Below are 14,770 nucleotides of genomic sequence, written 5' to 3'. Positions count from 1 at the left end.
ACTTTACATAAATAATATGCTTGAAGCATGAAAAGCTCTTTGTTAATATGTTTCTTCTTTTCTATATCCATATTAGAAAAAGAGACAGTTTAAATAAATATAGCTTTGAAGACTATCCTTTAATGATTTTTAGGGTGGCCTTTTTTATAAATACTATATTTTGACTATGTGTACTAAATATTGCACACTTCTTATGAAGAATATTATATTATTTCGTGAAAAGGAGCTTATATAATGGCAATTACTGTAACTAATATTTCAGAAGCAAGAAAAAATTTAAAAAAATAACTGATGATGTAGTAGATTATGATGATCATGTAATTATTACTAAACCCAGAAATCGAAATGTAGTAATTATGTCGGAAAAAGAGTATGAATCTTGGAAGGAAACAATATATTTGTTTGGCACTGAGTCGAATAGGAAAAACTTAAATGAATCTTTAGATCAACTCGGAAGAGATGACTTAAAGACGCTTTCAAAAAAGAATGGGATAAACTCTCCCATGAAAATTAATCGAGTAAGTCTCACTATAAAACGCCCTTTCGAATTATCAGTATCGGTAAAAGCAAGATCGTAAAGCTCTAAAAGCTTTAAATAAAATAATCGATAATATTGTTTATACTGTAACGAAAGATTCTATTATTATTATCCAGTGTCGTTATCATTATTAGTTCTGAAGACCCTGATGGGTCTTTTTTATTGTTCAAAATTATCGATGCTGACAGACGCGTTCTACGAAACAAGAATGTATAGTTGGTCATTAAAAGAATGAACTGGACCGTAGAATTAAGATTCACTAAAATCACCTTTTTCTGACAAAAACAGGGGCTATTTGTAAGAAATAACCCCTGTAAAACATTGACGTAGCAAGCTGAAAAAATTACAATTAATACCTAGGGGTTATTTATTAAATATGCTAAATAATACCCCCCTATGATAGAGAAGCCTATTAAACCGGTATTTTAAGCGATTGACTTCTAAAACCACTATCAATTGTTTTGAATGGAGAAATGATGAAGCAATTAGTTTTACCAATTAAAGACAGCAACATTTTAAGTGAAGTTCAAGATACCTTATTACGAAATTTTAAATATGGACGCAGAAATTATACGATCTTTCAAACTGGCAAAGCTACCCTACTCCGAGTCTCTGACGTTTTGGCTCTGAAGTACGACGATGTTTTTGACAAGTATGATGAGTTAAAGAAAACGGCCTTTATTCACGATAAAAAAACTGGAAAACCCAATACCTTATATTTGAAACCTATTACTCGTGATTTATTAATTTATCAGAAATGGTTGTTAGAAAATAAAGTAAATTCTGAATGGCTGTTCCCGTCAATGCAACGACCGGAACGACATATAACTGAAAAACAGTTTTATAAAGTGATGGCAAAGACTGGTGATTTATTGAATATTAATTATCTCGGTACACATACGATGAGAAAGACTGGTGCTTATCGTGTTTATGTTCAATCTAATTACAATATTGGTTTAGTGATGAGACTATTGAACCATAGTAGCCAGCAGATGACCTTGGCATATTTGGGACTTGATCAAGAATCACGTGAAGCAATGCTTGATCAGATTGATTTCGGATAATTATGTTTGATTAAATTTGGAAAGAATTTATTTTCCTCGTATATAGGGCAGCTTTTTTCTGAATAAATACACTTAGTTACTTCGTTTAAGTAAAAAAATAGAGCCCTCACAGGCTAAATTACACTGGCTTGTGGGGGCTCTATTGAAAGTTAAGGTGCTGATTGCAGATTATTGGTTAATTTAATTATTCATAAGAAATAGAATATCATTAATAATTATAATTTCCTATCATGTAAAAAGCATGTTACAGGTACTTGTCGTCTATTAAGCTTGTCATATAGATAGTATGGAATAATAGTATAGTTTGAGTTACCGCTTTCGTTAATCCATCCCAATTTTTGACCTCCACACTCTTAAAGATGGAGATATCTGTACTTTATTGTTGATTATACATTCTTTAGTCTTATTTATACTAATGTTTATTACCATAATAGTTATTAATTGATTTCCCGATATCCATCAATACTCGAGCAACTTCTGTTGATTTTTCTTCAAATGTATATTTACCGAAAATACTTTCATGAATGTTACTATAATCGGAAGAAATTGTAATATAATTGCCCGATTGTAATGTGGTGATTAAATATCCAGATGATTCCTCCGAATCATCTTCATAATACTCATTTTTCTTGTCTCTATCATTAATCAAATCAATTAAATCTTGCCCTGATAAAGTTTCTCCATAATTATTTTCCTGATGAGTCTTTCCGGTGATTACAATCTCCTTACTTCCTTCACGTTCCTTAATTTGCTTCAATACCCTTTCATCATGCGTTCCAATAGTTTCGTTCCAATATATTTTGCTATCTGCATAAATTAGGAAATCCCCATATACTCCCCAAATAAAATTAGACGGAGAATCACCTTCGTCAAAAGTAAATTCTTTATAATCATTATTTTTAAAACGGTATTCAATCATCGAAGTATCTTCTGTAGTTATACCAGCATAAACCCTACTCGACTTTGATGGGTTAAAATATGAATCGGTATATCCGCTAACCTTTGCGAGTAGCATCTTTTTGATCTGATCAAACTCCTGTTTGCTTTCTATTTCCCTTTGTTTTCTTCTTTCTTCATCTTCTAATTGTTGCTGTGCCAGCTTTTTATCAAGGTCTCTCTTTTGTTCCTCTATTCTTGCTTGTTCTTCTTGATTCTTTTGATTCATTTGACTTATTTTTTCATCTAATAGTTGGCTCTGTTGGAATTCGTAACGTTCTGCAAGCCCCTCTACTCCAATGGTTTCCACCATTCTCTGTAAATCTTCGCTTAATTCAGCTTTATTTCTTTTGGTTATACTAAACAAATCAAAAACCTCTTCATTTGGAAGTTCAAAATTATTTAAGTAACAATACTCCATAACAATTTCCAAAATTATTTTTTGAGTTGTCAAACTTTCAATATTGTCAATGGAATCGAGTTTTACACCAATTTGTGGTTCTGACACCTGTAAGTATTTCATCAAATCGCTTACATATTTCTTCTGAAGCCCATTGAGGTCAAACTCTTGGCTATACGTAAATAAATATCCAATTAGAAATTGACGTTCAGTTGTAGAAAGCTTGAGAACACTATATTGAGAGTCCAATTGAAAAAGTTCTTTTTTTTGAGCATCTGATAGATTTTGTATAATTGTTACTACATTTTTTCCAGTTCGTTGGATATTTTTGTTGGTAGATTCAAAGTTTTCATTTATTGCTGCAATATTCATGGCATTCGCTTGAGAAACTGCATCAGCTCTTTGAACATTGTTATCAACCTGATTCATTTTCTGTGATATTTGTTTGGAATTCTCGGATATTTCGTTTCCCAGATTATTAAATTTATCTTCAAATGGCTTTGCACCATCTTTTAAACCTTGATTGTATTTTTTCTTATTTTTATTGAAAAAAAATCCCATTATTAATACCCCATAATTTCTTTATATAATTTATTTTGCATAAATTCCTGATAAATATCTTCCTGTACTTTAGAATTCCGTAATACAGTCCCAATGGTTACAATTAACCCACCTATGTCCAGATCCTTTATATTGTTTACCCCACAGAATGAAGATATTGCTACAAACAGAACATTGCTCGTACTTGCTATGATATTAGAATAAGAAATGATCTTTTGGGTTCTTACCTTATACAACTCTTCACTGATATCTTTGTCTGGATTGAACATTAACCTATGTATAAATGCAATTATATAGTTAATGACTAACGAATAAGTTGCTTGTTTTGATACTGATAAGAAGTTGGCAAAATCAATTCCATAGTCGCCAGCTTTTTCTGCAAATTGTGGATTAATCTCAGACAAAAATGGTATAGATAATGATTGTTTAGAATACACGTCACTTCGTAGATGTTTAGCTTCCATAAAAAGAGATGCTCCTAAAATCCCATTACTTATATGTTCAAACGGTTCTACCAGTCCATATTTCAAAACTTTACTCGTATCTGCCCTGTTACTGAAATAGTCATTCTGTCTTAATCCATTACCAAATACACCATATTTGATATGATACGATTCAACGAAATTCGAAAGTGTTATCGTTCTTGTGGCAATATTCGCAGTTCCAAATATCCAGCCGAAAATCGGATCGTGACCTAATGTATGATATCGGTGTCCCTTACCGCCACCCATGTTGATTCCAAAACTTGCAGAATTGTTCTGCGTATCGAACGGTACTGGGTTGGAAAGAATTTCAGAAACGGTTGTTTTGTAATAACCTTCACCTCGTAAGTCTCGATTATAGGAATGATTGCCGGCTGCCTGTTTGTCATTAGGACGACTGGCTTTATCCCACTCTACATTTCCTGTCAGCAAATATTGTCTGATTACCTGTAAAGACGTGGCTAAAAATAAAAATACAAAATCCTTTTTCTCAAGCCCCGTTGCACTATCAAATTCACCCGAATACTTCTGAACGAGCTGTTCCATATTACCGGCAGTTTTACCTAATTTATAAGCATTTGATGCTAAATCGTTCCGATCAGCAATTGCTTGTTGAAGACCCTCAAAACTATGTTGATAATCCTGTGAGATTCTTTTTTGCTCAAGTTTTAGTAATTCTTGATTGTACATTAAGTGTTTTTGGTAATTAGAGTTTTCTTCTTGTTCTGAATTTGTCTTATTTTGGTCCTGTAATAGTAAGTCCCAATCATTATTCATAACTGTCGTACTCCATTCGCTTTATAAGTTGAATTATATCCCTTTAAAGGGATTTTTTGAATAATGAATTATAACAACTCCTTCTTTCCAGGGAACCCTAATAACTTAAACATATGTTTCAGATGCTACTAATATAAAAAGGACATATTTTATCAAGCTGCAAAATTATTCAAAGATTGAAGGTAATCTTTGGATTTTCAATTTTCAAACCTTCTAAAAGTAAAAGAGATTCGATAAGTTATTCTGCTTATCGAATCTCTTTTTAAATATCGTGTTCCAGTTCTCTGATTTTATTTAACATATCATCTGCTCTAGGTTTACTGATTCCAAAACTTTCATTAGAGTATTTTTCTTTGGATTTTTTATAATTTTTATAACAAATATTGACAATACTTGCTCTAGAAATCATCGTTCCTTTAATTTAATCACCTTTTTTGGTTAACTCATAATCAATTTCTCCGTCATTTGTCATATAAGCTGCATGAATAATCGTATAGTTTAAATCACTACTTTCGATGATTCTAGCTGCTCTTCTAGTATCTTCTTTAGATTTATGACCAACGTAATTTTCAACCCATGTTCCAAATGGGTCAAGAACTTTATGGTAAAGGCCGAATCCAGTTATCCAGATTAAATCTTTTACATCTGAAACTTTCATTAATTCGACGATATTCTTTACCCATTGCTCCCCATACTACTATTAAGATTAGCATAGACAATATTCATCTCTTTCATTAGAGATTACAGAAGTCTTGTATCACCAACACTTCTATCTATGATTGGTCATATTATCGGCGGATTCCAACCACTTCAATCTAGTAGAATTTCTCAATAGTAAAGTTAAGTCAAAGTCCTTATTATTTAATAATCTTTGTTCAACAATTCGAGCAATTTTTTCATTTGCTTCCAATATTAATATCTTTTTCATATCATTAATGTATTGTGTAACCACCATCAACAAGAATTGCTTGTCTTACTATTATATAGCTAGCAGCGTCACTATAAAGAAATAATACAATATTTACAACCTCCTCAGGATCTGCAAGCCGACCGATTGGAATTTCTCTTATCAAATCATCCATTTCAGATCTCTCTATCTTATCCATTCGTGTAACCATTGTTGTTTCAATGATGCCAGGACAAACAGCATTAATTCTGATACCATCTTTGGCATATTCAAGGGTGCTACTCTTTGTTAGGCTTTGAAGCATGGTAGGCCGCATGTCCAGCAATTCTCCATTGAAGAACAATTAACAATTGATCCTAGTGTCTTTTGTTTACTCATTGTTTTAATTCATAGTTCATTGAGAGAAAGATTCCCTTTAAACAGTAAAATCTACCATAGCTTTAACATCTGCTTCAAAAAATGCAGCTTTATATCCCTGTTGTACTAAATTATTCGCTTCAGCTTTAGCAAACAAATGTTGCGGCACTCAATCCAATTCCTGTTCTAGCTCTTGTTATGATAACTGCTTTTCCATTAAAATCGTTCATAAATTTTATTTCCCGTTTGAATTAATCGAATGTAACCTCCGTATCGCCGACGGCATTTAATAAAGACGTGTCTGAATTTATGTGACCCACTATCTGTAAATCACCAATTACTTCACCGGTTTGCTTGTAAAAAATCACAAAACTATGACGAGATTTCCAATAACCAACATCACCAACTTCGTAACCACTGGTTTTAACTTTTTTTGCTGGTATGAATTTGGAAAAATGATATGTCATTTCTCGTGAATAGAGATTTATCATAGCTAGCTTTAATGGAAACTTTTCAAGTAAAGCTTTTGCGGTATTACTATTGTTAAAATCGGCTTCTAATTTATTTTCGTCTATAGAGATTGTTACTTTAGACATTATCTTGCTCCTTTAAGAGTTGATTGTATTCTGTATCTGATACTTGTTCTTCCCAAATCGGTGTACCTGCGGTAATGGAAATATGACTGAACCCCAATGCTTAATTCCATTGTTTAATTGTGTAGCACTATTCAATGCGTTTACCGTGAGTGTATAGGTTGTGGCCTGTCTGGTGGAACTAGTCCCGCATAATGACTAATTACGTAGTTATTACGGAAATCATAGAATCATGAAATTCACTTCAATTATTAGGATTCCCTTTTTATTATTAAACGCCAACAGGCTCACTAGTATGAATAATCACCTCACATTGCTTGATTTCGAATAATCAAAGCCCTTTCATGCAACACTACCAACTCAATATAGGTCACTGACGGTCATCGCAATTAATGAACTGAAATCAACGAATTAAAACAATTCCAACATTAAAACGGTTCCCAAAATAAAATCACGACGTTCATTTTTAGTTAAGATAAAGAAGGATTTTAGAATAAAGATTAAAGCAGTCGTTAGAAACAGACTTGCTACAAATCAAATTTTCATATATAAGCTATCAGTTCTGAATAAATTGACTGAAAGGAAAATTTCCAAGCTCAATGGCGGTAAAAAAGTTATGTGAAATCCACGAAAACTGATCAGTTTCAAATAGTTTTTTCCTTTGATATGTTCAACAATCGTTGCAACGGCCTTACCGAGAATGGTAAAAGTACTATAACGCTCCTGCAAGGCATCCCTAATTTCAAATGGTATCTTTCGCTGCTTGAATTCAGGGTCAAAGTTATGCCATTTCGATGTCAGAATGGTAGATTTTATTAGAACTACTACGGTAATAATAATCGTCTGCCAAAGATTATTTTTAATAAACAATGTCGGAACCAACAATGCTAGTTTTACTGCGGAACTAATCAGATACAGATTAGTTGTTAAAATATGTTCCCAATCAAAATGAACTACTCTTAACCACAGATAATCATGAATACCTGTAACAGAATATACATGATAATGAATTGTTGAAAACGGCAATGCTACATCCGCAACTAAAACTATTGTAAAAAAGTGTCAGGTGTTGGACAATTTCCATGTAAATCAAAATATAATACAAAGTTATTCAAGATATCAAAAACCAACGGAAAGGCTAAAACAAATCTTCCAATATTTAGAAAGACATTATACTTACGTAAATCACTGATCAAATAGTGGTTTGCGATAATGAATACCAAATCTGAGAACAATTTCAACCAAAAAATCTTGTGATTACTGATCACATTAGTGATTCGGCGTGGTGTGTCTACCAATCATGTCGATTACTCATCCTTGTCATCTCTTAAATAAATGTTCTTAATGTAGTGACCTAAGTTTACCTTTTTAATGAGAATAACTAAGTTTATTATTCTGGTTACACTAATTCCAATTTTTTGTCATTCGTAGTTTTAAATGTTTAAAAATTGATCACTCCTTTGTTTATTGATGATTTTTTAAATATTTACCTAGACCGTTCAAGGAATAAACTAATTTTTGTATAATTAACTAAGGTATAATGTGATCTTCATAAAAATACGAAGGTAACATTATGCCCTTTTTTAGGAAAGTCTAGATAAACGAAATTTATTTTTAAAATAGGGTATAAACTAATCAAGAACAGTAATATTTTGAATGAAGTTCAGGACACCTTATTACACAATTTTAAATACGGTTGTAGAAACTATACGACCTATACGACCCTTCAAGCTGGGAAAGCTACCCTATTCCGTGTATCAGATGTTTTGTCATTGAAGTATAGTGACGTTTTCTATAATTATGACGAATTGAAGAAAAAAGCTCATATTCATGATAAGAAGACTGGTAAGCCAACACATTGTATTTGTAACCAATTACTCGTAATCTATTAATTTACCAAAAATGGCTCTTTCCTTCGATGAAAAGACCTGATCGACATATAACTGAGAAATAGTTTTATAAAATAATGGTTAAAATGATGACTTATTGAATATTAAATACCTTGGTACGCACACGGTGAGAAAGACAGGTGTTATATTCAATTAAATTATAATATCGGCTTAGGATGCGGTTGTTGAGTCATAGTGGCCAACAAATGACACTTGCTTATTTGGGACTCAATCAAGAGTCTTTTGAAGCTATGCTTGATCAGATTGTTCTAACATTTCAAAACTAATATAGACTGATTATTATTAACTACTCAAAATACTAGTATAATTAAAACTATCAATGAACTAGAAAAAAATTACATATTAGACTAATTAATGATTTGCTTCCGATTTTATATTTAATCGCCCGGAAGAGCCTAGAGAACAATATTTAAAACCACATAGCTTTATTTATAAATAAAAACTACGAAAATAAGGAAAATAAAAATGATTATAAAAAAAATAACTATATTTAATTATCGGACTTTAAATGACATACAAATTTCTTTCAATGAGGAAAGTAATTACTTAGTCGGTAAAAATAATATCGGAAAAACAAGTGTTCTAAATCTTTTATCCACTATAATGCGGGGAAAAGATTTTGATAAAGATGATTTTTTAGATTTAAGTAAGCCTATTATTATACGTTTGGTGCTAAAAATAACAGATGATGAAATTGGAATTTTTGGGGACAATTTCTCAACAAATGACAAGAATGAGATTGAATTGAAATTCCAACAAAACTCTCCAATAGAGCGAATTACAATTGTCGACGATGAAAATTCGTCCGAAATACTTACCTCTCAAATTAAAAAATCTAATTTTATTGGATACACTTCAAATATTCGTCCTATCAAAGATAATGATTTGACAATGAACTTCGGTAATTACAAATTAATTCCACAACTAGTAAAAAAATATATTGAACAGCACAACACGGATAATGAGCCAAAAAATGATTTTGATGTACGACTAGTTGATTTTATAAACAGTAACCTTAACAAACTGCAATCTTTTAACCAAAGAAATATATCAGTAGGTTTTGAAGTCAATTATGCTGATCTTATTACTCGCTCACTATCTTTAACAGATAATAAAGGTATAGAATTTTCACGACTTGGATACGGAGTGCAGTTTAGTAGTTTAATCCCACTAAAAATAATTGATACCATTATTAATTGGTCCAAGTATAATCAATTAGATGAACATTTATTAATAAACACTAGTGGCAAAAAGTATTTACAAATAGTTTTATGTTTAGATGAACCCGAAATACATCTTCATCCAAATCTTCAACTCAAACTTATGAAATATCTGAGAAATCTTTTGAGCGGGAAAGACGATTCTTTTAATTCGTTATTAAAAGAACTATTTCAGATAGATTTTATTAAAGGACAACTATTCTCCGTTACTCATTCACCAAATATTCTTTCCACAAATTATCATCAAATAGAACGTTTTTATACCGATAATGGAAAAGTAAAGGTCGTATCTGGGAGAGACCTCTCATTTGACCAATCGCTAAACAAACAATTAAAAAGACAATTTCCATATGTTACAAATGCATTATTTGCTGATGCCGTAATTATCGTCGAAGGAGATTCCGAATTGTCTGCCTTTCCTATTTTTTCAGATACTCTTGGAAAATCAATAATAGATTATAATATAAATATTGTTAAATCTGATGGCTTTCAAAGTATTAAACCTTTAAATCGTTTATTTAATGCTTTGCATATTAAAACTATTTTAGTCGCAGACAATGATAATAAGCATCGAGAGTGGCCCGATAATACATTTGTCACTGATAAAGAGGATTTCGAGTATGAGTGTTTCTCTGTAATGACATTAATTGAAATCAATCAATACTTAAATGATTTTGAAACTATTATTCAGGGTAATACTACTTACACGGGAAGTTTTTGGTTTGAATTTTTAACAGGTGATAAAGATCGAATATTACAATCCAAGAATAAAGTAACCGAAATCAGTAACATTTTGAAATCAAAGAACACTAATGAAAAAAAGAATATTAAATCTCAAATAGAGAAAAAAATAATCAAAAATTACTTAAAGAAGAAATCAATAATAAATGGTCAATTAATTGCTAATAATATTAAAAATGTTCCTGATATTTACAGGAATGCAATCGAAGGAGTAATCGATGAAAAATGAAAAAACGATTAACAATGTTCTGAATTTGGCAAAAAATGATTCAAGTCAATTAGAGGTAATACGAAATGATTCAAAAAAAATAGTAGTTGAGGCCCCTGCTGGATTTGGCAAAACATTTACAATGATTAATATGATCAAATACTGGATTATTACTGGAGTTATAACTAATTATAAGAAAGTTCTTTGTCTTTCCTTTAGTGTAAGTGCAGCTAATAGAATGAAAGAGAGTATCGAATCTTCATTTATTAAAGACAATGATAAAAGACTTTTAAGAGTTATCAAGGCAACAAATTTCCATGGCTTATGTAGAACCATCCTCTCTAAGTATGGTTTTCTTGTTGGACTAGATGTTAAAAAAGTATATCAAAACATGGATTCTTCAGATAAGAAGACTTTATCTTTACTTCCTAAAGGGGAAAGAAAAGTTATTATTGATTTGGATACCTCAATAAAAGCTGCTTCAATTAGTTCAAATGGATTGATAAAAAAAATCAAAAATTATAATAATATAACACGTACCTATTTTTTAACGCAAAACAAGTTACCCTATAATTCGATTATTACTTTAACTTTAGAGTTATTAATAGATAATAATCAAATATGTGAATTTTATCAAAAGTACTTTACTGCAATTTGCATTGATGAGTTTCAGGATACAAATATTCTAGGACTCACACTCATAAAATTGCTTACGGGAAAAAATACTAGATTTGTTGCTTTTGGAGATGATATGCAACAAATATATCAATTCTTGGGTGCAATTCCCTCTTTAATTGATAAATATTCTGAAGATTCTAATGTTAAATACTTAACGTTACAAAATAATTATAGATTTAAGAATAATATTGAAATGCAATTATTAGATTGTCAACTTAGAAGATATAAGGAGACTTTAAATACTGAAGGCTATACAAGAGTTTCACTTAATACAATACATGGAAAAGATTTATCAGATGAAGCACTAAAAATATCCGAATTTATAAAGAAACACTCTACCTATAAGTGTGCGGTATTGTTCTCAAATAATTCCAAAACGACTAAATGCTTAGTTAAGTATTTATTAAACGAAGAGATTACCCCATTTAATGCTCTATTTAGGGATGATGACCAATCGGTCATCGATTTTCATGATATAGCATTAAAAATATATTTTGAAATGTACAGATCCCATCCAATTACTAATAAAGAAGTCACAAATTATATTAAAAAAGTCGAGAAGAGTACTTCTAAAACTGATTATAAACAATCCCTTCTTCTTTTACTTAAAGCCTTAATAAAAAAAAGTATAAAAGAATATTCGAGGGATAATCGATCTGAATTCATTTCTACTATTCTTTCCTCATATTCTTTAAGACAAAATCTTGTTGATGTTAAACATAATATTATATTAAGTACAATACATGGAGCAAAAGGTCTCGAATGGGATTATGTTATTCTTGCAAATTTTGAATATAACGAATTACCAAATTACTTTGAGATTAAAGCAATTGGGAATATTAATAAAAACTCTAAGTTAGTTCCAAATACTGAAAATAAAAAAGATATTCAAGATTTTATAAATAAGTTTTATGTTGCGTTTTCTAGGTCAAAAAAAGAATTTATAGTATCATACAGTGATATGCATTGGGAGGGATGCAGATATAATCAAGCTTCAATCAGTCCAATTGCAAAATTACCTTTTATTGAAATAAAAGAAATAAAATAGGACTGATTTTACCCATATCTATGTAATTGAATTTCCCAAATAAAACATGATTAAGCGAAGCTCACTCCGTACTGAAGGAAGATATAACTTACATTTTAAAAATGAATCAAAATCATTTAATCAACAAGTATCCCTTAGCTTACTGAACCATGCATCCTGTCTAATAAAATCCGATGTAGAAAGTCATAGCATTATGGAAGTTCATCCGGATTCTGAATCAGATTTTATTCCTATCAGAAAATCTATAATAAAACTAATCATATTTTGAATTGGAAGAAGAACCATAGAACTACCGGAAATTTTTACAATTTGCAGACAATCAAATTAAGGATTAAATTTGATTGTCCCCAAGTTGGATTCATTACATTGTCGATCATCTGTTTACGAATGCCTACATATCCACCCACAGAGCTGGAAGTGATTTTATCGTAGGCTTCTCCCTGTTTAGTTGAATATGTAAAGAAAGCACGGACACTTTTAGCTAGGTCTCTTGGGTATTGAAAACTTTTAATCTCTTTAAGTATTCTTTAGCTGGGCTTGCATTTCAATTGGCAAATCATCAAGCACGTTGGGTTAGTATCTATAGAATGTTTCTTTATTGACTTGTGCTAACTCCGCTAATTCCTTGACAGTGATTTTCTGATATTCTTTTTCACAAATCAATTTTTCAAATACTTTATATATGTTTGAAATTGTTCTTTGAACACGTAGATCTTCATAACCAGTTAATTTCATTTAATCCCCCACTTGTTAATTATCTCAAAAATCCAATACGGAATATTTTATCTTTTACAAATTACTATTATATACGTTTTATTAATTTCTGATGGCTAAAGTGTGTTGAATGAATCAGAATATCATATTCTTTAGAAAAGATGGTATTTATTGTACTCATGTTTAACTAATATTGATTTTGGGTAAAAAAATAGACAGCTGGAACATTTAAGTTCTAGCTGTCTATTTATAATTGTTAATTTAATGATAATTGATTTTGTTGAATCCAAGCGTTAGTACCGATACGATACATTTTAACATTAGTTGTAGGGTTAACAGCTCGACGATCAACAATCCATGAAGATCCTCGACTTACAGTGTATCCAGCATAGTTACCACTGTCGTTGTAAACTTTAGCTGTAGTTGTAGCTGTGACAGTTGTTCCTGATAAGAACTTAGCCCATGGTAGAGCATCGTCGGCAGCAACGAAACCGTTGGTACATACATGATAGAAGAAGTTACCATCAATAATTGCAATAATATCTGAAGCCCATGAAGTATCAGGTCCTAAGACGAGATCAACACGTTTATTACCATTACGGTCATAAATAGGTGTCATCTTATTCTTAGTAGTTACACCACCTCTTATATCAGCTACGGCATAATTATCGCGACTGGCATAATCGGCATTTGTACGACCAGTATCAGCAATATCATACTTAGAAACGTTGGAATAATCATTTTCGTTAGTTAAATAGTATGAATAAATGTCTGAAGCATCGTACTTACTGTGGGCTGCTTGATCATTACCCATTTCTTGAGAGAAATAAACCATACCATCAGAACCAATACTTACACCGATACCAACATAATTGATATATGGATTTAGCATGTTCTTTCTGTGTCCGTAGTTAGGTTCGGGGTCGTACATTTCACTATAAAACTCATGTGTAATCTTTTGAGCAATAGTTGTTGGATCGGTTGTACCTAACATTGAATATGGCATTTGAGCAATATTCTCTTCAGCATCCAAGTAATATGGATACATGTTAGCTGAATTCCAGCCGGCATGATTATCCACCCCTGTACTTGTGAAACCATCAGTCCTTGATTGAGCATAATTATTCAATGCCGTTACAGGACTTAAAGCTGATAGACCATTTTGTGCACGTAGACGATTTAACTCATTCAACATGGCAGTCTTAACAGCAACAATATCAATACTATTGTAAGTCGACTGTGTTTTTGCAGTCGATGTAGAAGCGTTTGTGGTGTCACTGTTAGTCACGTTTGTTGTATCATTAGATGGTGTCTTAGTTGCCGGATTAACAACTTGATTGTTTGTATCACTATTGTTATTTGTAGCAGTTGATATACTCGTACCGGTATCAGTAGTTGTGGTGTCACCGCTAGTTGCAGTAGTGTTTGTTACAGAAGTATTATTGCTGGCATCAGTTGAAGTTGTGTCAGCATAAACAATATTCCCTCCCAGACTAGTTGCAAGCAGTGCACTTGCGGCTACTAAAATAGCTGCTCTCTTTGTTTTAGAAAACATGATACTCCCCTTTTCCTTGTGAAAATAATGGTTACACTCATTTTAACTCAATGAAAACATTTATAAAGCATTATTTATAAT

14 protein-coding genes and 1 pseudogene are annotated in these 14,770 nt (G+C 31.4%); 5 read left to right on the top strand and 10 right to left on the bottom strand.

The window, feature by feature from the left end; genetic code table 11:
- Window positions 1–284: 284 nt before the first annotated feature.
- Both FC97_RS13270 and FC97_RS07960 read left to right on the top strand, forming a co-directional pair.
- Complete coding sequence (locus FC97_RS13270) at window positions 285–578, top strand: type II toxin-antitoxin system Phd/YefM family antitoxin (RefSeq protein ID WP_225868691.1); 294 nt, start codon at window positions 285–287, stop codon at window positions 576–578.
- Between the two features lie 436 nt (window positions 579–1,014).
- Window positions 1,015–1,602, top strand: a complete 588-nt coding sequence (locus FC97_RS07960) for a site-specific integrase (protein WP_025085773.1) — start codon at window positions 1,015–1,017, stop codon at window positions 1,600–1,602.
- Window positions 1,603–2,014: 412 nt separating this feature from the next.
- On the opposite strand, the gene FC97_RS07955 is transcribed toward FC97_RS07960, so the two are convergent.
- The 8 genes from FC97_RS07955 to FC97_RS07925 all read right to left on the bottom strand — a co-directional run bounded on the left by FC97_RS07955 (window position 2,015) and on the right by FC97_RS07925 (window position 7,913).
- Entirely contained in the window at window positions 2,015–3,499 is a 1,485-nt protein-coding gene (locus FC97_RS07955) for a phage tail tape measure protein (RefSeq protein WP_054642216.1), read from the bottom strand.
- 2 nt (window positions 3,500–3,501) lie between these two features.
- Complete coding sequence (locus FC97_RS07950) at window positions 3,502–4,758, bottom strand: hypothetical protein (protein WP_054642215.1); 1,257 nt, start codon at window positions 4,756–4,758, stop codon at window positions 3,502–3,504.
- A gap of 421 nt (window positions 4,759–5,179) precedes the next feature.
- Entirely contained in the window at window positions 5,180–5,416 is a 237-nt protein-coding gene (locus FC97_RS13705) for an NAD(P)H-binding protein (protein WP_234030744.1), read from the bottom strand.
- A 111-nt stretch (window positions 5,417–5,527) separates the two neighbouring features.
- On the bottom strand, window positions 5,528–5,668 hold the full coding sequence (locus FC97_RS13700) for a hypothetical protein (protein ID WP_235628559.1): 141 nt from the start codon (window positions 5,666–5,668) through the stop codon (window positions 5,528–5,530).
- A 22-nt stretch (window positions 5,669–5,690) separates the two neighbouring features.
- Window positions 5,691–5,969, bottom strand: a complete 279-nt coding sequence (locus FC97_RS07940) for an SDR family NAD(P)-dependent oxidoreductase (protein WP_225868668.1) — start codon at window positions 5,967–5,969, stop codon at window positions 5,691–5,693.
- A 304-nt stretch (window positions 5,970–6,273) separates the two neighbouring features.
- Window positions 6,274–6,618, bottom strand: coding sequence for a cyclophilin-like fold protein (locus tag FC97_RS07935; RefSeq protein WP_054642213.1), 345 nt, complete (start codon window positions 6,616–6,618; stop codon window positions 6,274–6,276).
- A gap of 531 nt (window positions 6,619–7,149) precedes the next feature.
- On the bottom strand, window positions 7,150–7,641 hold the full coding sequence (locus FC97_RS07930) for a hypothetical protein (RefSeq protein WP_054642212.1): 492 nt from the start codon (window positions 7,639–7,641) through the stop codon (window positions 7,150–7,152).
- Between the two features lie 20 nt (window positions 7,642–7,661).
- Window positions 7,662–7,913 (bottom strand): hypothetical protein, encoded by a 252-nt coding sequence (locus tag FC97_RS07925; RefSeq protein ID WP_054642211.1) that lies wholly within the window; start codon window positions 7,911–7,913, stop codon window positions 7,662–7,664.
- A gap of 321 nt (window positions 7,914–8,234) precedes the next feature.
- Here FC97_RS07925 and FC97_RS13265 point away from each other — a divergent pair.
- From FC97_RS13265 to FC97_RS07915, 3 genes and pseudogenes are all read left to right on the top strand, one after another.
- Window positions 8,235–8,791 (top strand): annotated as a pseudogene (locus tag FC97_RS13265) (tyrosine-type recombinase/integrase).
- 199 nt (window positions 8,792–8,990) lie between these two features.
- A complete protein-coding gene (locus tag FC97_RS07920) occupies window positions 8,991–10,715 on the top strand; it encodes an ATP-dependent nuclease (protein WP_054642210.1) in 1,725 nt (574 codons plus the stop codon).
- The gene (locus tag FC97_RS07915) at window positions 10,705–12,420 is read left to right on the top strand and encodes a UvrD-helicase domain-containing protein (protein ID WP_056968049.1); all 1,716 of its coding nucleotides are present in this window, start codon (window positions 10,705–10,707) and stop codon (window positions 12,418–12,420) included. The genes FC97_RS07920 and FC97_RS07915 overlap by 11 nt, the downstream gene beginning before the upstream one ends.
- Window positions 12,421–12,993: 573 nt before the next feature.
- Here FC97_RS07915 and FC97_RS13695 read toward each other — a convergent pair.
- Together FC97_RS13695 and FC97_RS07910 are read right to left on the bottom strand one after the other, a co-directional pair.
- Complete coding sequence (locus FC97_RS13695) at window positions 12,994–13,155, bottom strand: TetR/AcrR family transcriptional regulator (protein WP_225868667.1); 162 nt, start codon at window positions 13,153–13,155, stop codon at window positions 12,994–12,996.
- A 235-nt stretch (window positions 13,156–13,390) separates the two neighbouring features.
- The gene (locus FC97_RS07910) at window positions 13,391–14,689 is read right to left on the bottom strand and encodes a CAP domain-containing protein (protein ID WP_054642207.1); all 1,299 of its coding nucleotides are present in this window, start codon (window positions 14,687–14,689) and stop codon (window positions 13,391–13,393) included.
- Window positions 14,690–14,770 lie beyond the last annotated feature (81 nt).

The organism is Companilactobacillus kimchii DSM 13961 = JCM 10707 (assembly GCF_001435445.1).
GTDB lineage: Bacteria > Bacillota > Bacilli > Lactobacillales > Lactobacillaceae > Companilactobacillus > Companilactobacillus kimchii.
The sequence above is the reverse complement of the archived record's forward strand: the minus strand, read 5'-3'. Positions and strand labels throughout refer to the sequence as shown.

Excerpts from the sequence above, each read along its gene's own strand:
- FC97_RS07960 (WP_025085773.1), top strand. The coding sequence starts at position 1,015 with ATGAAGCAATTAGTTTTACCAATTAAAGACAGCAACATTTTAAGTGAA.
- FC97_RS07955 (WP_054642216.1), bottom strand. The coding sequence starts at position 3,499 with ATGGGATTTTTTTTCAATAAAAATAAGAAAAAATACAATCAAGGTTTA.
- FC97_RS07950 (WP_054642215.1), bottom strand. The coding sequence starts at position 4,758 with ATGAATAATGATTGGGACTTACTATTACAGGACCAAAATAAGACAAAT.
- FC97_RS13705 (WP_234030744.1), bottom strand. The coding sequence starts at position 5,416 with ATGAAAGTTTCAGATGTAAAAGATTTAATCTGGATAACTGGATTCGGC.
- FC97_RS07940 (WP_225868668.1), bottom strand. The coding sequence starts at position 5,969 with ATGCTTCAAAGCCTAACAAAGAGTAGCACCCTTGAATATGCCAAAGAT.
- FC97_RS07935 (WP_054642213.1), bottom strand. The coding sequence starts at position 6,618 with ATGTCTAAAGTAACAATCTCTATAGACGAAAATAAATTAGAAGCCGAT.
- FC97_RS07920 (WP_054642210.1), top strand. The coding sequence starts at position 8,991 with ATGATTATAAAAAAAATAACTATATTTAATTATCGGACTTTAAATGAC.
- FC97_RS07915 (WP_056968049.1), top strand. The coding sequence starts at position 10,705 with ATGAAAAATGAAAAAACGATTAACAATGTTCTGAATTTGGCAAAAAAT.
- FC97_RS13695 (WP_225868667.1), bottom strand. The coding sequence starts at position 13,155 with ATGAAATTAACTGGTTATGAAGATCTACGTGTTCAAAGAACAATTTCA.
- FC97_RS07910 (WP_054642207.1), bottom strand. The coding sequence starts at position 14,689 with ATGTTTTCTAAAACAAAGAGAGCAGCTATTTTAGTAGCCGCAAGTGCA.